18 protein-coding genes are annotated in these 22,365 nt (G+C 72.5%); 14 read left to right on the top strand and 4 right to left on the bottom strand.

The features are described from left to right. Positions 1 to 94: 94 nt before the first annotated feature. Both AB0399_RS31500 and AB0399_RS31495 read right to left on the bottom strand, forming a co-directional pair. Entirely contained in the window at positions 95 to 2,833 is a 2,739-nt protein-coding gene (locus tag AB0399_RS31500; protein WP_366413642.1) for an HAD-IC family P-type ATPase, read from the bottom strand. A 25-nt stretch (positions 2,834 to 2,858) separates the two neighbouring features. Beyond that, on the bottom strand, positions 2,859 to 3,209 hold the full coding sequence (locus AB0399_RS31495) for a metalloregulator ArsR/SmtB family transcription factor (protein ID WP_329367802.1): 351 nt from the start codon (positions 3,207 to 3,209) through the stop codon (positions 2,859 to 2,861). Between the two features lie 331 nt (positions 3,210 to 3,540). Here AB0399_RS31495 and AB0399_RS31490 point away from each other — a divergent pair, with 331 nt between their 5' ends. Next, positions 3,541 to 4,374: a hypothetical protein gene (locus tag AB0399_RS31490; RefSeq protein WP_366413641.1), complete on the top strand. Its 834-nt coding sequence runs from the start codon at positions 3,541 to 3,543 to the stop codon at positions 4,372 to 4,374. A 274-nt stretch (positions 4,375 to 4,648) separates the two neighbouring features. On the opposite strand, the gene AB0399_RS31485 is transcribed toward AB0399_RS31490, so the two are convergent. Together AB0399_RS31485 and AB0399_RS31480 are read right to left on the bottom strand one after the other, a co-directional pair. Then, positions 4,649 to 6,133 carry an LCP family protein gene (locus tag AB0399_RS31485; RefSeq protein ID WP_366413640.1) on the bottom strand — a complete coding sequence of 495 codons (1,485 nt, stop codon included), beginning with the start codon at positions 6,131 to 6,133 and terminating at the stop codon, positions 4,649 to 4,651. A gap of 269 nt (positions 6,134 to 6,402) precedes the next feature. Beyond that, entirely contained in the window at positions 6,403 to 6,609 is a 207-nt protein-coding gene (locus AB0399_RS31480; protein WP_329367808.1) for a hypothetical protein, read from the bottom strand. A gap of 501 nt (positions 6,610 to 7,110) precedes the next feature. Here AB0399_RS31480 and AB0399_RS31475 point away from each other — a divergent pair. The 13 genes from AB0399_RS31475 (at position 7,111) to AB0399_RS31415 (ending at position 22,312) form a co-directional block, all read left to right on the top strand. Then, entirely contained in the window at positions 7,111 to 8,913 is a 1,803-nt protein-coding gene (locus AB0399_RS31475; protein WP_366413639.1) for an LCP family protein, read from the top strand. A gap of 116 nt (positions 8,914 to 9,029) precedes the next feature. Next, positions 9,030 to 9,605 (top strand): TerD family protein, encoded by a 576-nt coding sequence (locus AB0399_RS31470; protein WP_328465631.1) that lies wholly within the window; start codon positions 9,030 to 9,032, stop codon positions 9,603 to 9,605. Between the two features lie 93 nt (positions 9,606 to 9,698). Beyond that, complete coding sequence (locus tag AB0399_RS31465; protein WP_366413638.1) at positions 9,699 to 10,376, top strand: transglycosylase SLT domain-containing protein; 678 nt, start codon at positions 9,699 to 9,701, stop codon at positions 10,374 to 10,376. A gap of 495 nt (positions 10,377 to 10,871) precedes the next feature. After that, on the top strand, positions 10,872 to 12,002 hold the full coding sequence (locus AB0399_RS31460) for an ATP-binding protein (RefSeq protein ID WP_329367815.1): 1,131 nt from the start codon (positions 10,872 to 10,874) through the stop codon (positions 12,000 to 12,002). Beyond that, entirely contained in the window at positions 11,999 to 12,400 is a 402-nt protein-coding gene (locus AB0399_RS31455) for a roadblock/LC7 domain-containing protein (protein ID WP_329367817.1), read from the top strand. Before AB0399_RS31460 ends, AB0399_RS31455 begins: the two co-directional genes overlap by 4 nt. Further along, positions 12,397 to 12,768, top strand: a complete 372-nt coding sequence (locus AB0399_RS31450; protein WP_328465623.1) for a DUF742 domain-containing protein — start codon at positions 12,397 to 12,399, stop codon at positions 12,766 to 12,768. The genes AB0399_RS31455 and AB0399_RS31450 overlap by 4 nt, the downstream gene beginning before the upstream one ends. Beyond that, a complete protein-coding gene (locus AB0399_RS31445; protein WP_328465621.1) occupies positions 12,743 to 13,345 on the top strand; it encodes an ATP/GTP-binding protein in 603 nt (200 codons plus the stop codon). Before AB0399_RS31450 ends, AB0399_RS31445 begins: the two co-directional genes overlap by 26 nt. Beyond that, positions 13,342 to 14,685, top strand: coding sequence for a cytochrome P450 (locus AB0399_RS31440; protein WP_329367820.1), 1,344 nt, complete (start codon positions 13,342 to 13,344; stop codon positions 14,683 to 14,685). The genes AB0399_RS31445 and AB0399_RS31440 overlap by 4 nt, the downstream gene beginning before the upstream one ends. Positions 14,686 to 15,043: 358 nt before the next feature. After that, the gene (locus tag AB0399_RS31435) at positions 15,044 to 16,186 is read left to right on the top strand and encodes a tryptophan dimethylallyltransferase family protein (RefSeq protein ID WP_366413637.1); all 1,143 of its coding nucleotides are present in this window, start codon (positions 15,044 to 15,046) and stop codon (positions 16,184 to 16,186) included. Positions 16,187 to 16,277: 91 nt separating this feature from the next. Continuing rightward, positions 16,278 to 17,651, top strand: coding sequence for a tryptophanase (locus AB0399_RS31430; protein ID WP_329367824.1), 1,374 nt, complete (start codon positions 16,278 to 16,280; stop codon positions 17,649 to 17,651). 278 nt (positions 17,652 to 17,929) lie between these two features. Beyond that, the gene (locus AB0399_RS31425; protein ID WP_366413636.1) at positions 17,930 to 20,302 is read left to right on the top strand and encodes an MMPL family transporter; all 2,373 of its coding nucleotides are present in this window, start codon (positions 17,930 to 17,932) and stop codon (positions 20,300 to 20,302) included. A 130-nt stretch (positions 20,303 to 20,432) separates the two neighbouring features. Next, on the top strand, positions 20,433 to 21,632 hold the full coding sequence (locus AB0399_RS31420; protein WP_366413635.1) for a sensor histidine kinase: 1,200 nt from the start codon (positions 20,433 to 20,435) through the stop codon (positions 21,630 to 21,632). Continuing rightward, the gene (locus AB0399_RS31415) at positions 21,629 to 22,312 is read left to right on the top strand and encodes a response regulator transcription factor (protein WP_329367830.1); all 684 of its coding nucleotides are present in this window, start codon (positions 21,629 to 21,631) and stop codon (positions 22,310 to 22,312) included. Before AB0399_RS31420 ends, AB0399_RS31415 begins: the two co-directional genes overlap by 4 nt. Positions 22,313 to 22,365: the final 53 nt, after the last annotated feature.

Raw genomic sequence — 22,365 nt, 5'->3', positions numbered from 1 at the left:
GGGACGATACCCCACGGCACTTTGAATTCCTATACGAAATCATGGGGAAGAACAGAGGAACCCATGGCGCCTCACAGGGAAATCCTTGGTGCGGCTACACGCGGTGGAGTTGGGGGTGGAAGGGGGGTGTGTAGCGCCTGAGGTGGCGGGACTTGGCGGTGAAGAGGACGACTGTGTATACGGCGAGGATCGAGGCGAGCAGGAGGTAGTAGGTGAGGGGGAGGGTGGTCATCCCGAGGATGTGGGCGAGTGGGGGGAGGGGGAGGAGCAGGCCGATCGCCGCGAGGCCGGCCGCGGCGGTGCGGATGGGGAGCGGTGCGCGGGTGCCGGAGCGGAGGAGGACCATGACCAGTGCCTGGGTGATGAGGTTCTCGGTGAACCAGCCGGAGTGGAAGGCGGCTTGGCCGGAGATGTGGGCCGAGGCGGGGACGATCAGCGCGAGGGCCGCGAAGGTGGCGAGGTCGGCCGCGGCGTTGAGCAGGCCGAAGGCGGTGATGAAGCGGAGGAAGTCGTGGGTGCGCAGCGGGGAGGGGTGGCGCAGCGCGTCCGGGCCCGGCTGGTCGTAGGCGAGGGCGAGTTGGGCGGCGTCGAAGCAGAGGTTCTGCAGGAGGACCTGGGCCGGGAGCATCGGCAGGAAGGGCAGCAGCAGGCCGGCCGCGAGCATCGCGATGACGTTGCCGAGGTTGGAGGAGAGCGCGATCCGCAGGTAGGTGGCGATGGTGCCGGTGGAGTGCCGGCCGGCGGTGATGGTGTGGTCGATGGCGGTGAGGTCCTTGGCCGCGAGGACGACGTCGGCCGCCTCCCGGGTGACATCGACGGCGTCGCGCGGGCAGATGCCGACATCCGCTGCGTGTAGCGCCGGCAGGTCGTTCACGCCGTCGCCGAGGAAGCCGGTGGTGTGCCCGGCCGCCCGTAGTGCCCGCACCACCCGGACCTTGTGCTGCGGGGTGCAGCGGGCGAAGACCGTGGTGTGCTCGGCCTGCCGCGCGAGGTCCGTATCGTCCATACCGTCGATACGGTCGCCGGTGAGCAGGGTGCCGGGCTCCAGACCGAGGTCGCGGCAGACGCGGGCGGCGGTGCCCGGGTGGTCGCCGGTCAGCACCTTGACCGCGACGCCCCGGTCGGCGAGCGCCGCCAGCGCGTCAGCGGCGGTGTCGGCTGGCGCGTCCCGCAGTACGACGAACCCCGCGAAGGTCAGCGCTTGTTCGTCGGCGGGGCCGTAGTCGCCCAGCCGGGCGGGGCGTTCGGCGACGGCGACCGCGAGCAGCCGTAGTCCCTGCGCCGCCTGGCCCGCGGCAAGCGCGAGCAGACGCTCCCGCTCGCTGTCGTCGAGGTCCCGTTCCCCGGTGGTGGGGTTGCGTTCCGGCAGGACGGTGGTGGGGTTGGGGTCCGGTTCCCCGGTGGTGGGGGTGGGGTCCGGCTGGAGTTCCCGTACGGTGCCGGACTGCTCCGCGGGGGCCGCGTGCAGCCGCGTGCAGTGGCGTAGTACCTCCTCTACGGAGCCCTTGGTGACCAGGGTGTGCAGGCCGCGGTGGCCCGGGCGGCGGACGACCGCGGTGGCGAGGCGGCGCACCGGGTCGAAGGGCAGTGCGGCTACTCCGTCGTAGGCGTCGTACGCGGTGAGGCTGTCGGCGGGTGGTTCGGCTGATGCGGTGGCGGCGTCCAGGACCGCCTCGTCCAGGGCGTCCGGGGCGGGCAGGTCGGCGAGTTGGAGTGTCCACAGGCTGTTGACGGCTGCCCAGTGCAGGACTTCGGGGTCGGGGCGGCCGAACGCGTCCAGGGAGCTGTCGAGGACGGGCCGGTCGCAGGTGAGGGTGCCGGTCTTGTCCGTGCAGAGGACGTCGATCGCGCCGACGTTGTGCAGTGCGGGAAGCCAGCGGACGATGACGTCGTGGTCGCGGGCGAGGGCGGCGGCCTTGCGGGCGAGCACGGTGGTGACGACCACCGGCAGCATCTCGGGGGTCAGTCCGACCGCGACCGCCACCGCGAACGGCAGCGTCTCCAGCCCCCGGCCGCGCAGCGCGGCGTCGGCCAGCAGCACCAGCGGCGGGGTCAGCAGCATGAACCGGATGAGAATCCAGGAGATCCCGTTGACCGCGCGGTCGAACGCGGACTCCCGGCGCCGCCCGGGACCGCGGTAGGCGCGGGCGAACTCGGTGGCCGCCCCGGTCGCCGTGACCAGCGCGGTGCCGCTGCCCGAGGCCACGCTGCTGCCCTGGAAGCAGGCGTGCGCGCGCTCGAACATGCCGGCGGCGGCGCGCGGCATGTCGTCGGGCCGCTTGGCCGCGGGGGCGGACTCGCCGGTGAGCGCGGCCTGGTGCAGGGTCAGGTTCTGGGTGCGCAGCAGCCGTACGTCGGCGGGGATCACGTCGCCCGGGCCCAGCCGGATGACGTCGCCCGGCACCAGCAGGGCGACGGGGATCTCGCGGAAGCGGGGGGCCGCGCCGGGGGCGGATCTGCGCTGGACGGTCGCGGTGGCGGCGACCAGGTGCCGCAGCCCGTCCGCCGACCGGTCGGCCTGGTACTCCGTGCGGGACCGCAGCGCGCTGCTGACCAGGACGAGCACGGTGATCACGCAGGCGGTGCCCCACGCCGTGACCAGCGCGGAGACCAGCCCGAGGCCCAGCAGGATCGCGGTGAACGGGTCGCGCAGGGAGCGGGCGTAGCGCCGGGGCCAGGAGGCGGGGCGCCAGCCGGGGATGCTGTTCTCGCCGTAGCGGGCGAGGCGTTCCTCGGCCTCGGTCTCGGTCAGCCCGCGCGGGCCGCTCTCCAGGCCGCGCAGTACTTCGAGGGCCGTGGCGTCCGCGAGGTCGTCGCGTTGCGGGGCGGCCAGGGGGCGGGCGGAGCCGGCGAGCCTGTCAGGCGCCCAGGCCACGGACGCCTCGCGCCGGGGTGGGGCGCTCGGCGAGCTGACCGACCATCAGCCGCACCACGGTCACCACGTCCGGGTCGTCCACCAGGTAGACCTGTCTGCGGCCTTCGCGCCGGGCATGCACCAGACCGGCGAGCTTCAGCTTGGCCAGGTGCTGGCTGACCGCAGGAAGCGTGGCGCCGACCCGCTCGGCCAGTCCCGTGACGTCGCAGTCGCCCTGCGCCAGAATCCAGACGATGTGCAGGCGCATCGGAGAGGCCAGCAGACCGAAAGCCGCGGCCACGCTCTGCAGCACCTCTGCAGATGGCTCGCCCAGCTGTCCGCCAGACCTTGTCACGTGAACCTCCCTGACCGCGGCAATGTGCAGGCACCAGGGTACGCACCCGCGATTGCCGCGCCTCCCGCGCGAACGGGCGGCGGGCAGGTCCCCGGCCGCTCCCGGGTCCGCGGCCCGGTACGGGTCCCCAAGTCCGGTCTCGCGCAGGGGCCTCGGGCTTGGCTCCCGGGTACGGCTCCGGGGCCAGTCGTGGGGCCGGCTCTTGAGCGACTCCCGGGACGACATCATTGCACCATTACGCAATCACGCAAGCCGACTGACTATGCTGGTGGGGGCGGGGCCGGACCGGGCGGCGGGCCGGCTCGTGGTGCGGGGCAACGGGAGGCGGACCATGCGCGGTGACGAGCGGTGGGCGGGCCCGCACCGGGCCGACTTCACACGGGTGCTGGACCAGGCGCTGCGCGGCGAGGAGATCCTCGGGGCGGTGCGCGGCCGGCGGCCCGGCGGCCCCACCGTCGAGCAGCTGCGGGCCCGCGCCCTGAACGCGATGGCCGCGATCACCGCGACGGCGGCCCCCGAGTACGCCCAATACGCCGCGCTGCGCGACGCCTTCCCCTCGCTGCCGGCCGGGCAGGACGGGGAAGACGGGGAGGACGGGCAGGACAGGGAGGACGGTCACGACTCCCCGTCCGACGCCGACGCCGACGCCGGCGCTGGCCGCGCAGCCCGCGGGCCCGGCCTGTTCGCGCCCTTCGCCGTCCTGGTGCCGATGCTCAGCGGCACCGCCGCCGTGCTCTTCCTGGTGCTGGGATACGGACTGCGGGCCGCCGGCGACGTCGGCGGCGCGGGCACGCCGCTGATCGACATCGGGTACGCGGTCGCGGGTGTGTTCGGTGTCGCGCTGGTGGTCGGCGGGGTGGGCTTGATGCTCACCGCCCGGCGGGACGCCGCCGAGGCCCGCGCCGCCCAGCGGGTGGCCCGGGCCCGCGCGGCCTGGCGGCAGGCACTGCTGGTGCGCGGCGTCCTCCCCTATCTACGGCAGCAACTCGCCGACGGCGCACCGGCGGCGCCCTTCCGCACCGCGGCACCCGGACCGCCGGGCGAAGGTGGGGGCCAGGGCGACCTCGACGGCTCCGCCCTGGTCGTGAGGCGGCCGCGGCTGGGTTTCGGCAGCCCCGGCTTCACCAGCCCGGGCGGCAACGGCCCCGCCGGCGGCCCCGCTTGAGCGTTGATGGGCGTGGGGGCGGTCCCGCTTGAGCGGCAACGGCCCCGCCTGCGGTCCTGTTTGAGCGGCAACGGGCCTGCGGGCGCGCCTGTTTGAGCGGCAACGGGCCGCGCCGGCGGTCCTGCTTGAGTGTCGACGGGCCTGCGGGCGGTCCCGCTTGAGCGGCAACGGGCCCGCCAACGGTCCTGCTTGACGTCGACGGGCCTGCGGGCGCGCCTGCTTGAGCCGCAACGGCCCCGCAACGACCCCGCTTGAGCGGTGCCCCGGTTCCGGCTCACCCTCCCGACGAGGGGCCGCCGTAGGAGAGGTCGTCGCAGGGGCTGTCGCTCGCCGAGCGGGGCGGGCTGGTGTCCTCCGGCGGGGCCGCGGAGGCGGAGTGGCCGGCGTAGTCCGGGCCGAGGATCAGCCGGACGCCGTAGCCGGTCGCGACGGGCAGGAGCCGCGCCCCGGGGAACAGCCGGGCGACGGCGGCCGCTTGGGCCTGGTCGCCCTCGCCGTATTCGACGACGGTGGTGGTCGGCGCCTGGCCGGGGGCGTTGCCGGTGCGGGTGACGGTGAAACCGGCGGTGGTCAGGGCCGCGGCCGCCTGCGCGGCGAGGCCGGAGACGGTGGTGCCGTTGTCCACCGCGACGCTGATGCCGGCGCCGGGTGCGCCCGTCGGGGCCGGGGTGGCGGAGGGGTGCGGCGTGGGCGCGGTGGTGGCCGCCGGCAGCGGGCGGTTGGCGCGCAGGTCGGCCCAGAGCCGGTCGACCGCCGGGTGGACGAGGGCGACGCGCGGGCCGTCGTAGCGCCAGGGGGCGGTGACGAACTGGACGTTGTGCAGGTCGATGTCCTTCAGCGACAGCGCGAACTTCAGCAGGTTCGGCACGGAGCCGAGTCCCGAATCGACGGTGAGCGAGCGGACGGCGGCGTTCGCCAGCGGCAACAGCACGGTCGGGTCGAAGCCCTTGGCCTTGACCTTCTTGAAGAGGCTTGCCAGGAAAGCCTGTTGGCGCTTCATCCGGCCGATGTCGGAGCCGTCGCCGATGCCGTGCCGGATACGGACGTAGTCCAGCGCCCGCTGTCCGGACACGGTCTGCAGGCCCTGGTGGAAGAGCAGCCCGCCGCGCGTGGCCCGGCCGGGGCTGAGGTCCTTCTGGTAGACGTCCTGCGGCAGGCAGACCTGGACGCCGCCGACCGCGGCGGTCATGGCGGCGAACCCGGCGAAGTCCACCACCACGGTGTGGTCGACGCGCAGGCCGGTCAGGTGCTCGACGGTGTTCTGCGTGCACGCCGGATTGCCGTCCGCGGTCAGCCCGGTGGCGAAGGCGCCGTTGAACATGGTGCTCTTCTGCGGCGCCGACCACGTGCCGTCCGGCAGGAGGCAGGGCGGGATGTCGACCAGGGTGTCGCGCGGGATCGAGACGCCGACCGCGTGCCGCCGGTCGGCGTAGACATGCAGCAGGAGGGTGGTGTCGGAGCGCCCCACCGTGCCTTTCCCGCCGCCGAGTCGACGGTTCGTCCCGGCGCGCGAGTCCGAGCCGATGAGCAGGATGTTCTGGCCGTCGCCGGAGGCGGGCCGCTCGCCGCTGATGCCGTCCGCGGTGAACGTGTGCGGGTCGGCACTCGCGTGCAGGGCGATCCAGCCGCACCCGGAGACCAGCAGCACCAGCGCGGAGACCACGCTCGCCACGACCGTGCCCCGGCGGCTCCGCCGGCGCCGGGCCGCGGCCGCAAGTTCCTCACGACGTCCAGGACTTCCGCTGTGACGACCCGGCATATGCTCCCTCTTCGACGCCGAATGATCCGGATTCTCCGGTTTTCCCGTTTCCCGATTGCGCAACCTAGCAATCCTTGTCGGGCCGGAAGGGCGTCTGCGCGTGCTGTCACCCGGTGGTGTCAACTCGCTTCGGGGCCGGTACGTATCGGGGGAGATCCGGGTCGGACGGCCGTGCGGGTCGTACGGCTCGCACGGGCGTGCGGCTCGGGCGTCCAGCCGCTGGCCGCCCGCTGACCCGCCGCCGCCTGCCCGCCACTTGCCCGCCCGCCTCAGGGGCTCGCGCCGTCCCAGCCGTAACGCAGGGGCAGCGGGCCGGCCTTGCGGCGGTAGACCGACACCGCCGCCACGCTCACCTCCGGCGCGCCCTCCTCCACCGGGCAGTCCACGGTGACTTGGAGCACCTTGGGGCGCCCGGTCACCCGTATCCGGGTGCCGTCCGCCGGTCCCCCCTCCAGCTCGGCCGTCTCCCAGGTCACCGGCACCCTCCCGCTTCGCCTCGCCGCCTGCTGCATGGCGAACACTTTAGAGCTTGCGTAAGCCGGGAACCATGGCGACCATGAACACCCTCTACGGGGCAGGGGGTGTCGTGCCGCGTACGGGGTCGGCTGCGGGCCCCGGGCGCCCGGTGTGGCGCGGATCACCTGTGTCACTCACGTCACTGGTACCACTCGCGTCACCGCATCGCCCGCGTCATCCGTGCGCCGCCGCATCGCCCAGCCCTCCGACGGGAGCCGTACTTCGAGAGCGGGCGCAGCTCGCCCCGTTCGCCGTCCACTGCGGGCCGGCGGGCCGGGGCGGCCTCGCCTGCCCGGCGCTCGGGTGACCCGGGCCGGCCGGCCCGAACTCATCGGGTCCGCACAGGGGCATGACCTATCCTTGCCGCATTGCGCAAGCGTGAAAACGGAGTGGAGTCACCGCTTCACTGGTCGTAACCGGCCGCGGGCCTCGCGAGGACTGCTCGGACAAGGGAGTGGGAGATGAGTGATCCCTGGGACAGGCCGGCCGGCGGCCCGCCGGAGGGCCGGGTGCCGTACGACCGCGCACCGCAACCGCCGGGGCCGCGCGGCGGCTCCCACGATGCCGGACCCGGTGACCGGGGCTCCCGCGCCCGTGGCGGCGACCCGGACCCCGGGGACTCCGGCGGCGGGATATCCGGCGGGCGGGCCGCGGCCCGGGCGGCGGCGCACGGCCGGGGCGGGTCGCGGCGGCGCGGCGGCAGCCGGGCGAAGCGCCGCAGCGGAGGGCGGCGGTTCCTGCGGATCGCGGCGATCACCGTGTCGTTGCTGGTGGTGGTCACCGCCGGCGCCGGCTGGTGGTTCTACCAGCACCTGAACGGCAACATCACCAGCGTCTCGCTCACCAACGGCGTCGGGAAGGACAGCGCCGGCAAGGAGAAGGCGGACGCCTTCGGCCGGACCCCGATCAACATCCTGGTGATGGGCAGTGACGGCCGTACCTCGACCGAGGACTGCAAGCTGGGCGGCGGCTGCGCCAAGACCGGCGTGCAGAGCGGGGGCAACGCGGACGTGGAGATGGTGCTGCACATATCCGCCGACCGCTCCAACGCCACCGTGATGAGCATCCCGCGCGACACCGAGGTCGACGTGCCGGCCTGCACCGACCCGAAGACGGGTGCGAAGACCGCCGGTTACCACGGCATGATCAACAGCGCGCTGGCGTACGGGCAGGCGTGCCAGGTGGCCACCGTCCACCAGCTGACGAACATCCCCATCGACCACTTCATCCAGGTCGACTTCTCCGGCGTGGTCAGCATGTCCGACGCGGTCGGCGGCGTGCCGGTCTGCGTCAGCGGCGACGTGTACGACACGTACTCCCACCTGAAGCTCTCCAAGGGCACCCACACCCTCAAGGGCGTGGGCGCGCTGGAGTTCCTGCGCTCGCGGCACGGCTTCGGGGACGGCAGCGACCTCGGGCGCACCTACGCCCAGCACGCCTTCCTCAGCTCGCTGATCCGCAAGTTCAAGAGCGCGGGCACCCTGACCAACCCCGAGGCCGTCTACAAGCTGGCGAACGCCGCCACCAAGGCGCTCACCGTGGACACCGGGCTGGGCAGCGTCAAGAAGCTCATCGGGCTGGCCGACGACGTGAACAAGGTGCCGTCCAAGCGGATCACCTTCACCACCATGCAGACCGCGCCCGACCCGAGCGACTCCAACCGGGTCGTGGTGGGCGCCGGCGCGCAGACGCTCTTCTCCACCATCGCGGGCGACCAGGCGCTGACCACCGCCGGCGGTGGCAAGTCCGCGGCGGCCAAGGCGACCGCGAGCCCGTCGGCCACCGCGGTGCCCGCCTCGCAGGTCACGGTCAGCGTGCGGAACGGCACCACCGTCGGCGGGCGGGCCGGCGACATCGCCGGCGCGCTGGTCCAAAAGGGCTTCAATCCGGCCACCAGCAGCGGCAACGCCGACGCCACGGCCACCACGACCCTGACCTACGGCCCCGGGCAGAAGGGCCAGGCGCAGACCGCGGCCAAGGCGCTCGGGCTGCCGTCGTCGCACCTGAAGCAGGGCACGGCGGCCGGCGTCACGCTGGTGATCGGCTCCGACTGGTCCAGCGGCACCAGCTTCCCCGGCGGCAGCGGCACGGCCTCCGCCGGCGACACGAAGACCGCGCTGGCCAACGCGCACCCCGAGACCGCGGACAAGTCGTCGTCCTGCGCCGAGGTCAGCACGTACAAGACGGTCGAGATCAACGGCGTCCCGATGACACCGGGGCAGGCGTACGCGGCCTCTCCGGGGAAGAAGGACTCCGACGACTGACGGGCCGGGCCGAAAAGCTTGAGCTCTTACGCAAGCCGGGAACCGTGGCACGCCGTGCGGCGTCGGTTCCGGCAAGCAGCCGAACACGGAACGACGAGGACAACCGGAGGTAGTTCGTGGGCGTGACTTTGTCCAAGGGCGGCAACGTCTCACTGAGCAAGGAGGCGCCGGGGCTGACCGCGGTCACCGTCGGGCTGGGCTGGGACGTGCGCACCACCACCGGTGCCGACTACGACCTGGACGCCTCGGCCCTGCTGTGCGACACGGCCGGGAAGGTGCTGTCGGACCAGCACTTCGTCTTCTTCAACAACCTCGCCAGCCCGGACCACTCGGTCGAGCACAGCGGGGACAACCTCACCGGCGGCGGCGACGGCGACGACGAGCAGATCAAGGTCAACCTCGCGGGCGTCGCGCCCCAGGTGGACAAGATCGTCTTCCCCGTCTCCATCTACGAGGCCGAGGGGCGCGGCCAGAGCTTCGGCCAGGTCCGCAACGCCTTCATCCGGATCGTCAACCAGGCCGACGGCCGCGAACTGGCGCGCTACGACCTGACCGAGGACGCCTCCACCGAGACCGCCATGGTCTTCGGCGAGCTGTACCGGCACGGCCCGGAGTGGAAGTTCCGCGCCATCGGCCAGGGGTACGCCTCCGGCCTGGCCGGCATCGCGAGCGACTTCGGCGTCAACGTCTGAGCCGACGGGCCCGGCCGGCCTCGGCCGCCGGGCCCGCCCCGGCCCGCCCGGGTTACCCTCGCAGCGGGTGACCCGACCGATGAGGAGGCGAGCGTGGCCGGCGGACGCAGCATCTGGCCGTGGCTCGCCGTCGCGGGCCTGGTCGCCGCCTTCCTGGCGGTCGGCCACGGGCACGGCGACCACGACGCCGACGCGCGGAGCACCGCCCCGCACAGCACGGCGGCGCCCACGACATCGGCCCCGACCCGGTCCGCGACACCGGACCCGACCCGGTCCGCGACACCGGACCCGAACGACCCGGCGCAGTTCGCCGGGCCCGTCGTCACGTACGCCCGGCAAGCCGGTGTGCACGCCCAGTTGCTGATGGCGATCCTCTACAACGAGTCGTACAAGCCGCACGACCCCGCCTTCGAGCGCGCCTGGCAGAAGTCGAAGCCCGACGCCGCGTTCGGCATCGCCAACATGCACCGTGCCGCGTTCGACGACACCAAGCGCGGCCGGCCGTTCGCGAACCGCAGCTGGGAGGAGCTCCCGGACCACCCGGACCTGGCGATCCAGGCGGCCGCCTGGTACCTGCACGACCTCCAGGCCCAACTCCCCGCGCACCGCACCGGCGCGTACACCACCGACCAGTTGCTCGCGCTCGGCTACAACACCGGCACCGGCAACATGCGGCTGTTCGCGGAGGGCACCAGCCCCGGCTCGCAGGCCCGTTCCTATCTCGACACCCTCCGCGGCAACTGGTCCAAGGCGGCGCAGGCTCTCAAGTAGCCTCCCCGAAAAGGCGGTCGGCCTTCGCACAACGTTCACAAACGCGCTGGTGCGGGGCGGGACAGCCGCCCGTACCCCGAACCAGTCGGCACGCATCCGGGCAAAGTACCGAGCCCGGAAGGGCGTTCGCCGGGGAATTGCGCGGGCATTGTACTGACGTCGCGTCAGGATTTCACGTGCCAGCGGCACTTGCGCGCCCCGTGGCTGATCATGGTGGTACGATCGGCCCGCTTGCCAGGCTAGCCAATGAGCGTGCAGGACAGACGGCGATCGGGTCGAGAGGGTCCACCACACCGAGGAGCACCATGCCGCAGTCGGGCATACGGGCGCTCTTAGTTGTGCCGACCCGTCTGCGCTGCCGCCGGCAAGGCGCGTGCGACGCCCCGGGTCGCGCGGGTGCCTTAGCGGCACCCTCGCACATCAGTACCTCCCGGACGCAGAGACGCAGCCCCCCTTAAGTCCCTGGTGGTCGTCTAGTCGCTTGAAGAGAGTCTCATGACGCATTACATACAGGACCCGGCGCTCTGGGCTCTGATCGCCGGCGCGCCGTTCGCCGCAACCGTCATACTCCGCGGGCGGAAAGCGCGGGCCAGACTGCGGACCGAGAACGCCGAGTTGGAGAGCCGCTACGCGGAACTCGAGGGCGGCTACTCCGAGTCGGTGCAGGAAGCCCGGGTCCGCGCGGAGGACGCCACCAAGAGCGCGCTCAAGTCGGCCATGCGGACCCTCCAGGGCCTGGCCAACGAGCAGCAGGTGGCCATCTCCAAGGCCCAGGACAAGTTCGGCGAACACCACGTCCTCCAGGACCTCCTGGAGATCGACCACATGAACTCGCAGTTCGGCCGGCGTGCGCAGTCCATCGCCGTGCTCTGCGACGGGTGGCTGGGCCGGCAGCGGGTCGCCGCGTCGGTCTACGACGTGGTGCGCAGCGCGAAGGGCCGTATCCGGCACTACACGCGGGTCGAGATCCGTTCGCAGACCAACTTCGCCCTGATCGGCCGCGCCGTCGAGCCCGTGGCGCTGGCCCTCGCCGAGCTGCTGGACAACGCGACCAGCTACTCGGCCCCCGACACCCCGATCGACATCACCACCCGCACTGTGCCCAAGGGTGTCTGCATCATCATCGACGATGCCGGTGTCGGTATGAACGAGGAGGAGAAGGCGCGCGCCGACGAGCTGCTGTCCGGCCAGGGCCCGGCGGGCGTCGCCGGACTGGGCAACCCGCCGCAGTTCGGTTTCGCGGTCATCGGCGTGCTCGCCCAGCGGTACGGCTTCAACGTGTCCGTCGACTCCTCCTCCCCCTACGGCGGCGTACGCGCGGTGGTGCTTCTTCCCGAGGAGCTTCTGACCAACATGCCCGAGCCGAAAGAGCCGCCGGCCTCCCGTACCCCCGCTCCCAACGGGGTGGCCGCCGGGGCTGCCGCGCCGGCGGAGCGGCCGTCCAGCTCGACCCCCGGCGGTCTGCCGAGACGGAGCCGGAAGGGATCGATCTCCATCGTGCCGAGTGCGGACGCCCCCGCGCCCCCCACCCGGACGAACGAGGAAGCCGCTTCGATCATGGGCGCCTTCCAGCTCGGCACACAGTCCGGGCGCTCCGCACAAAGGGAAGGGCATGAACCGCAGTGAACAACGACCTGTCATGGATGCTTGAGAGTGCCCTGGAGGTCCCCGGGGCGCGCCACGCGATCCTGATCTCCGCCGACGGGCTGCTGATGGCCCGCTCGCAGCAGGTCAGGAAGGACGAGGCCGACACCGTCGCCGCGGCCATGAGCGGCATCCAGTCGCTGAGCCGCACGATGGGCAGCTTCTGCGGCGGCCCGGACATGGTCTGGCGCCAGACCCTGGTGGAGTTCGACGGCGGCTGGGTCTTCCTCATCTCCGCCGGTGCGGGCGCCTATCTGGCCGTCTCGTCCGCTCCGGACGTCGACATGGCGGCCATCACCTTCCGGATGCAGCAACTCGTCGGCCAACTCGGCAAGGTCCTGACCGCGCCGCCTCGCGAAAACACGAGTACCCAGGTATGAACGAATCGGATGAGCCCGTAGCGCAGTCCACGGATTTAGTGCGACCGTACGTCATCACGAACGGTCGCGGCCTGCCGGCCGACGACCAGTTCAACCTCATCACCCTGGTCACCGCGTCCGATCAGCCGCGTCCGGTCCATCTCGACCCGGAGAAGCACAGTGTCCTGGACCTGTGTTCGGGCGGCATGCTCTCGGTGGCCGAGATAGCCGGGCACATGAAGCTTCCGATCGGCATCATCAAGGTGCTGCTCTCCGACCTGTCGTCGGAGGGCTACCTGGTGGTCCGGCCCCCGGTGCCTCGTGCCCAACTCGCCGACGTATCGCTCCTTCAGGAGGTGCTGAATGGGCTCCAGGCCCGATTCGGCTGATGGCGTCTATCTCGACGGAGCGGTGAAGACCGCGGCCAAGATCCTGGTCGTGGGGCACTTCGCGGTCGGAAAGACGACGTTCATCGGCACCATGTCCGAGATCCCGCCGCTGCGCACCGAGGAGCGGATGACCCAGGCCGGCGCCCTGGTCGACGACCTCAAGGGAGTGCGGGGGAAGACCACCACCACGGTGGCCATGGACTTCGGCCGCATCACGCTGAGCGAGCAACTCGTGCTGTACCTCTTCGGAACGCCCGGGCAGGAACGCTTCGTCCAGGTGTGGGAGGACATGACCCGAGGCGCGCTCGGCGCGTTGATCCTGGTCGACCCGGAGCGGCTCAAGGAGTCCTTCCCCGTCATCGACCTCGTCGAACAATACGGGCTTCCCTACGCGATTTCCGTCAATCACTTCGACGACACGCCGGTCCGCTCCGACGACGAGTTGCGCGACGCCCTCGACCTGCTGCCCGAAACCCCCATCGTCACTTGCGATGCCCGCGACCAGAAATCGTCCGCCGACGCTTTGATCGCCCTGGTCCGGTATCTCCAGACGCGTACCGCTAGGAGCACCACGTGAGTACCGACTCAGGCTTCCCCTCCCCTCCGCCCGGCTGCCCCGCACACGGCCGAGTGCCCCTGCACGGCCCCGAGTTCCAGGCGGACCCCGACTCGTACTACGCCTGGATGCGCAACTTCGGCCCCACCGCGCCGGTGGAGCTGGCGCCCGGGGTGAACGCCACGCTCGTCACGGACTACTCGGCGGCGCTGCAACTGCTCCAGGACCCCGACACCTTCCGGAAGGACTCGCGCCGCTGGCGCGCCTTCAACGAGGGCAAGGTCAACCCGAACAGCCCGGTGGTGCCGCTGCTCGCCTACCGGCCGAACTGCATGTTCACCGACGGCGCGGACCACCTGCGGCTGCGCCAGGCCGTCACGGACACCATGGCCCGGGTGGACAGCCACCTGCTGAAGCGGAACGTGGACCGGGTCTCCCGGTACCTGATCGAGCAGTTCAGCACCCGCGGCTCGGTCGACCTGCTCAACGACTACGCCAAGCTGCTGCCGCTCTTCGTCTTCAGCGAGCTGTTCGGCTGCCCCGCGGACATCGGGGACCGGGTCATCTTCGGCATCAACGGCATCTTCGACGGCATCAACGCCGAGAAGGCCAACGAGGTGCTCGGCCAGTCCGTCGCCGAGCTGGTCGCGCTGCGCCGGGCACAGCCGGGTGATGACGTGACGTCATGGCTCATGCAGCACCCGGCGAAGCTCACCGACGAGGAGATGGTCCACCAGCTGATCCTGCTGCTGGGCTCCGGTGCAGAGCCGTTGCGCAACCTCATCGGCAACGGACTGTGCCTCATCCTCTCCGACGACCGGTTCTCCGACGGCGGGCTGCTGGTCGAGGACGCCATCGACGAAGTGCTGTGGAACAACCCGCCGATGTCCAACTACGCGCCCCACTACCCGGTGGCCGACATCGAGTTCGCCGGGCGCCGGATCGACGCGGGCGAGCTGGTGCTGGTCAGCTTCGCGGCGGCCAACACCGACCCGGCGCTGTCCGGCTCGCGCCAACTGCTCAGCAAGCGCGCCCACCTGGCGTGGAGCACCGGCCCGCACGGCTGCCCGGCGAAGGACCCGGCCCAGCTGATCACGATCGCGGCCATCGAGAACCTGCTCAACCAGCTCCCGGACATCGAGCTGGCGGTGCCGGTGGACAGCCTGACCTGGCGGCCGGGGCCGTTCAACCGCGCGCTGGCCGCGCTGCCCGCCCGGTTCGCGCCGATACGGGTGGACAAAGGCCCGCAGACCGGGGCGCAGGGGAAGCCTGCGGCGACGGCCGGACAACAGGGCCCATCGCAGGGCAAGGCGCAAAAGGGAGGCTTGTGGAGTTCGTTCCTGGCCTGGTGGAAGGTGTGATCCAGCCGCGGAAGTGGCCAAAAAGCATGCGTGATTCAGGTCACGACGCGCATATGCCTGCAACTCACATGATCGTTCGACGGGACGGGTAGTCACCTGGGCGAAAATCGTTGGCCAGGACTAAAGGAGTTGTCACCGTGCCTGCTGCCGCCGATCCGCCCGTACCGCTACGACCGGCTGTTTTACCCCTACCCCGACCGTCGGATCTTCACTCCGGATCATCGAACATTTGTTCTCATCCCGAGTACCTGTGCGTGCCGGGGGATGCGCCGCCCGCCGAACCCGCCCTCCGGGGCGGGTCTCTTTTCGCCCACCACGGGCGTGTTCCGGCATATGCCATCGCGAGGGGAGGGCTCCGATGACCGGCGGCCGTTCCCCGATCCGCGACTTCGCCGGCTCCGGCCTCTCCCGGCTGGAGCCGGCCCAGCTCGGCGGTCTCGTCACCGGGCAGCTCGCCCGGCTGTGCGAGGTGGTGCGGCTGGACCGTGCGGACACGGAGACCTATGTCGAGGTCCTCGCCGACAGCCTCGGCCCGGCGGCCGAACGGTCGTTGGCGCTGCCCCCGCCCTCGCCTACCTTGCTCTCCGACGACCACACGCCGGTCGAGTACTCGCTGGCCTTCCTGCCCGGCTCCACGCCGGCCCTGCGGGTGCTGCTCGAACCCGGCTGCGGCAGCGGGGACCTGGCGGCGAACGGGCGTACCGGGCTGCGGGTGATCCGCGAGATGGCGGACCGCTGGAACTTCTCCACCGACCAACTCGACCGGCTGGAGGACCTGTTCTTCCCGGCCGCACCCGCCGGGGCGTTCGCCCTGTGGTGCGCGCTGGAACTGCGGCCCGGCGGCGTCCCCGCGGTGAAGGTCTACCTCAGCCCGGCCGCCAACGGCCGGGACCGGCGCGCGGAGACCGTACGGGAGGCGCTCGCCCGGCTCGGCCACCGGCAGGCGTTCGACGCGCTGCCGCCGGCTGACGACTTCCCCTTCGTCGCGCTCGACCTCGGCGCGTGGCAGGCGCCGCGGGTGAAGGTCTACTGCACCCACGAGAGCCTCGCCGCCGAGCAGGCCGGCGCGTACTCCCGCCTCGCGCCCGACGAGGGCCGGGACCAGACGACGGGCTTCTTCCACACGATCGCCGGCACCGGCAACGACGGCGCGGGCGGCGCCGCCGACGGTGCCCGGGGGCCGCTCACCCGGCGCGCCCTGACCTGCCACTCCTTCACCGAGACGGCGACCGGCCTGCCCAGCGGCTTCACGCTGCACATGCCCGTGCGGACGTACGTCGAGCACGACGGACAGGCGCGCGAGCGGGCGGTGGCGGTGCTGCGCCGCTACGGCATGGACAGCGCCGCACTCGACCGCGCGCTGGCCGCGGTGACCACCCGCCCGCTGAGCGACGGGGTCGGGCTCGTCGCCTACGTGGCGCTGGTCCACCAGCGCGGCCAGGCCCCGCGGGTCACCGTCTACGTCTCCTCGGAGGCGTACGAGGTGCAACCGCCCCGTTGAACCGCCCCCCACCCGTGCCGGTCACGGGATCGGGCGCTGACACACCCGCAACACCACTTCGCACGACAGAAAGACAGGAGCAGCGGTCTGCATGGAGCCGTACCGGATCAAGGTAGTGGAACCCATCCCCGTCACGACGCGGCAGCAGCGTGAGGAAGCGCTGAAGCGCGTGCACTACAACCTGTTCGACCTGCGGGCGGAGGAGGTGACCATCGACCTGCTGACCGACTCCGGCACCGGCGCGCTGTCGGCCGCGCAGCAGGCCGCCGGCATGGCGGGCGATGAGTCCTACTCGGGCTCGCGCTCCTTCTACCGGTTCCACGACACCATCACCGAGCTGACCGGCTATTCCCACATCCTGCCGGTCCACCAGGGCCGGGCAGCCGAACGCGTGCTGTTCACCACGCTGTTGGAGCCCGGCAAGCTGGCGCTGTCCAACACGCACTTCGACACCACCCGGGCCAACGTCGAGCTGGCCGGCGCCGAGGCGCGCGACCTGCCGTGTCCCGAGGCGCGGAACCTGGACAGCACCCACCCGTTCAAGGGCAACATCGACCTGGACGAGCTGCGCCGCACGCTCGCCGGGCCGGAGGGCTCCCGGGTCGCGATGGTGGTCGTCACCATCACCAACAACGGAGGCGGCGGGCAGCCTGTCTCCATGGAGAACCTCAAGCAGACGTCCGCGCTGTGCCGCGCGCACGGCGTGCCCTTCTTCCTGGACGCCGCCCGGTTCGCCGAGAACGCCTGGCTGGTCACCCGGCACGAGCCCGGCTACGCCGACCGCACCCCCCGGCAGGTCTCCGAGGAGGCGTTCCGGCTGGCGGACGGCTGCGTGATGAGCGCGAAGAAGGACGGCATCGTCCACATCGGCGGGTTCATCGGGCTCAACGACCCGGACCTCGCCCAGCGGTGCGAGCTGCTGCTGATCGCCACCGAGGGCTTCGCGACCTACGGCGGCCTGGCGGGGCGCGACCTGGACATGATCGCCCAGGGGCTCACCGAGGTGACCGAGCCGTCCTACCTCGCCGAGCGGGCCGACATCGCCTCGCACCTCGCCCACCGGGTGCGCTCGGCGGGCGTCGACATCCTCGAACCGCCCGGCCTGCACGCGCTCTACCTCAACGCGGGGCGGCTGTTCCCGCACATACCCGCCCACAACTACCCGGGCCACGCGCTGTCCGTCCAGCTCTACCTCGAAGGGGGCATCCGCTCGGCCGAGTTGGGCTCCCTCTACCTCGGTGAGGAAGACGAGGACGGCAACCCGGTGAAGAGCGCGCCCTACGAGCTGGTCCGGCTCGCCCTGCCGCGCCGCGTCTACACCCGCAGCCACTACGACCACGTCGGCGAGACCCTGGCGAAGATCACCAAGAACGCCGACAGCGTCTACGGGTTCCGGATCGTGGACCAGTCCCCGATCCTGCGCCACTTCCGCGCGACCCTCGCCCCGGTCCCGGTGACCGGCTGACCTGGTTCGACGCAGCACCGTTCGCGGCCCGGGCCTGGGTGATGGCCCGGGCCGCGGGCATGCGCGGGGAGCGCCGACGCGCGCGGGGGAGCGGGGCGGCCGACCGGCCGGGGCCGGGGCGAGGGAGAGGCGTCGGGTAGTCCTCAGGGAGGAGGGGCGCGCACCTTGTCGTGCGTTCTCACCAGGCGGAAGTGACGGCAGCCGCACGACGCGCCGGCGGGGTCCCGAAGGACAGCCTTGGCAGTGCCCGAGACCATGACCCCGGAGAGGCATTCGCTGTGGCTACCCTCCTTTACCGACTGGGCCGTACCGCCTTCCGGCGGCGCCGGCTCGTCGCCCTGCTGTGGGCGGTGGTCCTCGTCGCGGTCGGCGTCGGGGCCGCCAAGGCGCCGGCCGCCGGTGACAGCGGCACCACCTTCATGCCGGGCATCGAGGCGCAGAAGGCGTTCGACCTGATCGGGCAGCGGTTCCCGGGTGCCGACGCCGACGGCGCCACCGCCCGGATCGTCTTCATCGCGCCCGGCGGCGAGAAGGTCACCGCCGCCGACCACCGCGCCGCGATCGACACGCTGGTCTCCGAGGCCGCCGGCGAACCCCAGGTGGACAGCGCCGTCAGCCCGTTCAAGGCCCACGCGGTGAGCAAGGACGCGTCCACCGCCTACGCGACGGTCACCTACAAGGTCAAGGCCGACGACGTCAGCGACGCGAGCAAGGACGCCCTGGAGGGCGCCGTCTCGCAGGCCCGCGACAGCGGCCTCACGGTCGAGGTGGGCGGCACCGCGCTGGCCACCCAGCCCGCGGCCGGCGGCTCCGCGGAGGTGATCGGCATCGCCCTGGCCGCCGTGGTGCTGCTGGTCACCTTCGGGTCGCTCGCGGCCGCCGGGCTGCCGCTGCTCACCGCCGTCATCGGCGTCGGGATCAGCATGTGCGCCATCCTCGCGCTCGGCAGCACCTTCGGGCTCGACCTGACCACGGGCACGCTGGCGTCCATGCTCGGGCTCGCGGTCGGGATCGACTACGCGCTGTTCGTCATCTCCCGCTACCGGGAGGAGCGGGCGCGCGGCCGCGACCCGCAGGAGGCGGCGGGCCGCGCGGTCGGCACCGCGGGCTCCGCGGTGGTCTTCGCCGGGCTCACCGTCGTGATCGCGCTGGCCGGGCTGTCGGTGATCGGCGTGCCGATGCTGACGAAGATGGGGTTGTGCGCGGCCGGGGCGGTCGTCACCGCCGTGCTCATCGCGCTGACCCTGGTCCCCGCGCTGCTCGGCATGTGGCCGAACGCGGTGCTGGCCCGCAGGACCCGCAAGGCGGGCGGGGCACGGAAGGCGGGCCGAACACGCAAAGCGGCCCGGGGCCGTGAGGCGGGCGAGGTGGGCCGGGCGCGCGGGACCGCCACGGGCGGAGCCACCGCCCAGGACCAAGCCGGAGACTGTGACAACGGCGGCGCCCGGTGGGCCAGGTTCGTGCAGCGCCGCCCGCTGGCGGTGCTGCTGGTGGGCGTGGCCTGCCTGGGAGCGCTGGCGCTGCCCGCCACCCACCTGGACATGGGCATGCCCGGCGACGAGGCCAAGCCCACCTCCACCACCGAGCGGCGGGCCTACGACGCGCTCGCGCACGGCTTCGGCGCCGGGTTCAACGGTCCGCTGACGGTCGTGGTCGACGCCAAGGGCGTGCACGACCCGCGGTCGGCCGTCCAGGACGTCACCGCGACGATCGAGCGGACCGCCGGTGTGGTGTCCGTCTCGCCCGCGCGGTTCAACGCGGCCGGCGACACCGCGCTGTTCTCGGCCGTGCCCGCCACCGGCCCGAGCGACCAGGCCACCAAGGACATCGTGCGGACGATCCGCGCGGAGCGGCCCGCCCTGGCGGCGGACACCGGGGCGACCTACGAGGTCACCGGCACCACCGCGATGAACATCGACGTCGCCGGCGCCCTCCAGGACGCGCTCGTGCCCTACCTCGGCGTCATCGTCCTGCTCTCGCTCGCCCTGCTCCTGCTGGTCTTCCGCTCCCTGCTGGTGCCGCTGAAGGCGGCCCTCGGGTTCCTGCTGTCGGTGCTGGCCTCGCTCGGCACCGTGGTCGCGGTCTTCCAGTGGGGCTGGGGCGCGCGGCTACTCGGCGTCGAGCAGACCGGCCCGATCATGAGCCTGATGCCGATCTTCCTGGTGGGCATCGTCTTCGGCCTCGCCATGGACTACGAGGTCTTCCTCGTCGCCCGCATGCGGGAGGCGTACGTCCACGGGGAGCGGCCCGCGCAGGCGGTCGTGAGCGGGTTCCGGCACAGCGCCAGGGTGGTGACCGCGGCGGCGGTGATCATGATCGCGGTCTTCTCGGGGTTCGTCGGGTCCGACGAGTCCATGATCAAGACCATCGGCTTCGGGCTGGCCGTCGCGGTGCTCCTGGACGCGTTCGTGGTCCGCATGGCGCTGGTCCCGGCCGTGCTGGCGCTGCTCGGCGCGAAGGCGTGGTGGCTGCCGCGATGGCTCGACCGGGCGCTGCCACGGATCGACGTCGAGGGCACCGGACTCACCGCGAAGTCCGGGGCGTCCGGGGCGTCCGCGAAGTCCGGGGCGTCCGGGGACCCAGGGGCGTCCGGGCCCGCGGCGGAGGCGGGGGAGAGCGGGGCGCTGCCGCAGGAGCCGGCCCGTACCTGAGCGGCGGACCCGGGCCGCGCCTGTCGCGGGGCGGGCCGCGGCGCGCCACACGCGGGCCGCCGGTCCACCGCGCGGCGCGGCCCGCTTCTGCGACGCTGTCCTGATCGGCCCTACCCCGGAGAACGACGCGATGAGCACAAGCTGGCAGCGGTGGTCGGCGCGCCACCCGCGCGCGGTGGAGACCACCCTGCTGGCGCTGCTGCTCGCCGCGACCGGCTCGGGGGTCCTGATCACCCGCTCGGTCACGGACCACTCGCCCACCCTGTGGCCCGGCCTCGTGCTGTCCGTCCTGTCCTGCGCGGCGCTGCTCCGGCGGCGCAGCCACCCGCTGCCCGTCCTCGCGGTGACCGCGGTGTGCACCATGGTCGAGGGCGCCCTGGGCTACCTGCTGACCCCCTTGCTCATGGGCCCCCTCCTGGTCGCGCAGTACTTCACGAACCTGCTCGCCCCCCGCAGGACCGCCTGGAACAGCGCACTGGCCTGCACCGTGGGCATCGTCGTCACCGGGTTCCTCAGCACGTTCCGGCACGCGCTGCTGCTGGCCGTCCTCAACCCGGCCACGTGGGTGCTGATGGTCGCCGCCCTCGGCAGCTACGTACGGGTGCGGCGCGAGTACGCCGCCTCCCGGGCCGAGCACGCCGCGCAGGAACGGGAGGAGGAGGCCCGCCGGCGGGTCGTCCAGGAGCGGATGCGTATCGCGCGCGAACTCCACGACGTGGTCACCCACCACCTCGCGCTCGCCCACGCCCAGGCGGGCACCGCCGCGCACCTGGCCGCGACCAGGCCGGAGCAGGCGTTCGAGATCATCGCGCGGCTGCCGGGGACGACCGCCGCCGCGCTGCGCGAACTCAAGGCCACGGTGGGGCTGTTGCGCCAGGACACCGACCCCGACGACGAGATCGCGCCCGCTCCCGGCCTCGGGCGGCTGCCCGACCTGGTCACGAGCTACGCGGCGGCCGGCCTCGACGTCGCCGTCACCGTGGCGGGCGAGCGGCGGGACCTCGCCCCCGGGCTCGACCTCGCCGCGTACCGCGTCATCCAGGAGGCGCTCACCAACGTCGCCAAGCACGCGGCCACGCACACCGCCCGGGTCCGGCTGGCGTACACGCCCGACCGGTTGACCCTCACCGTCACCAACTCCACCGCGCCCGGCACCCGTCCGCCGGCCGGCCCCGCCACCGCGCACCAGGGGTTCGGGCTGCTCGGCATGCGCGAACGCGCCCTCGCCGCCGGCGGCACCCTGCGGGCCGGCCCGCGCCCGGAGGGCGGCTTCGAAGTCGTCTGCACGCTCCCGCTGAACGGCCCCGACGAAAGCGACATCGGCCCATGACCATCAACGTCCTGCTCGCCGACGACCAGGCCCTGCTCGTGGCCACCTTCCGCATCCTCATCGACTCGGAACCGGACCTGACCGTCGTCGGGGCGGCCGCGGACGGCCGGGAGGCCGTCGACCTCGCGCTGGTCCACCGGCCCGACGTGGTCCTCATGGACATCCGGATGCCGGGCACCGACGGGCTCGCCGCCACCGCGGAGATCTGCGCCCGCCCGGAACTCGCGGACACCCGGGTGCTGATCCTCACCACCTTCGAGAACGACGAGAACGTGGCCAGGGCGCTGCGGGCCGGCGCCAGCGGCTTCCTCGGCAAGGACGTCGGCCCGGAGCTGCTGCTCGCCGGCATCCGCACCGTGGCGGCCGGCGACTCGCTGCTCTCCCCGACGGCCACCCGCTCCCTCATCGACCGCTTCCTGGCGACCCCGGACCACCAGCCGCTCGCCCCGCCCGAGCGCCTGGCCACCCTCACCGAACGGGAGCGCGAGGTGATGACCCTGGCCGCGTACGGCAGGTCCAACGCCGACATCGCCGCGCACCTGGTGGTCAGCCCGCTGACCGTACGCAGCCACATCCAGCGCGCCATGACCAAGCTCGACGCCCGCGACCGGGCCCAACTCGTGGTCATCGCCTACCAGAACGGCCTCGTCCCACCGTCGTCCGGCACGCCGAACCCCTGACGGGTGTCCCGACGCACGCCCCGGCCCGACGGGTGCGGGCCGGGGCGTGCGGC

Origin of the sequence: Streptomyces sp. NPDC088194, assembly GCF_040702025.1 — a bacterium.
Lineage (GTDB): Bacteria > Actinomycetota > Actinomycetes > Streptomycetales > Streptomycetaceae > Actinacidiphila.
This window is presented reverse-complemented; position numbering and strand designations above follow the sequence as displayed.

Bases quoted from the DNA above. Each gene is read 5' to 3' on its own strand.
- AB0399_RS31475 (WP_366413639.1), top strand. From the start codon at position 7,111: ATGAGTGATCCCTGGGACAGGCCGGCCGGCGGCCCGCCGGAGGGCCGG.
- AB0399_RS31430 (WP_329367824.1), top strand. From the start codon at position 16,278: ATGGAGCCGTACCGGATCAAGGTAGTGGAACCCATCCCCGTCACGACG.
- AB0399_RS31460 (WP_329367815.1), top strand. From the start codon at position 10,872: ATGACGCATTACATACAGGACCCGGCGCTCTGGGCTCTGATCGCCGGC.
- AB0399_RS31485 (WP_366413640.1), bottom strand. From the start codon at position 6,133: ATGCCGGGTCGTCACAGCGGAAGTCCTGGACGTCGTGAGGAACTTGCG.
- AB0399_RS31490 (WP_366413641.1), top strand. From the start codon at position 3,541: ATGCGCGGTGACGAGCGGTGGGCGGGCCCGCACCGGGCCGACTTCACA.
- AB0399_RS31420 (WP_366413635.1), top strand. From the start codon at position 20,433: ATGAGCACAAGCTGGCAGCGGTGGTCGGCGCGCCACCCGCGCGCGGTG.
- AB0399_RS31445 (WP_328465621.1), top strand. From the start codon at position 12,743: ATGGGCTCCAGGCCCGATTCGGCTGATGGCGTCTATCTCGACGGAGCG.
- AB0399_RS31435 (WP_366413637.1), top strand. From the start codon at position 15,044: ATGACCGGCGGCCGTTCCCCGATCCGCGACTTCGCCGGCTCCGGCCTC.
- AB0399_RS31415 (WP_329367830.1), top strand. From the start codon at position 21,629: ATGACCATCAACGTCCTGCTCGCCGACGACCAGGCCCTGCTCGTGGCC.
- AB0399_RS31450 (WP_328465623.1), top strand. From the start codon at position 12,397: ATGAACGAATCGGATGAGCCCGTAGCGCAGTCCACGGATTTAGTGCGA.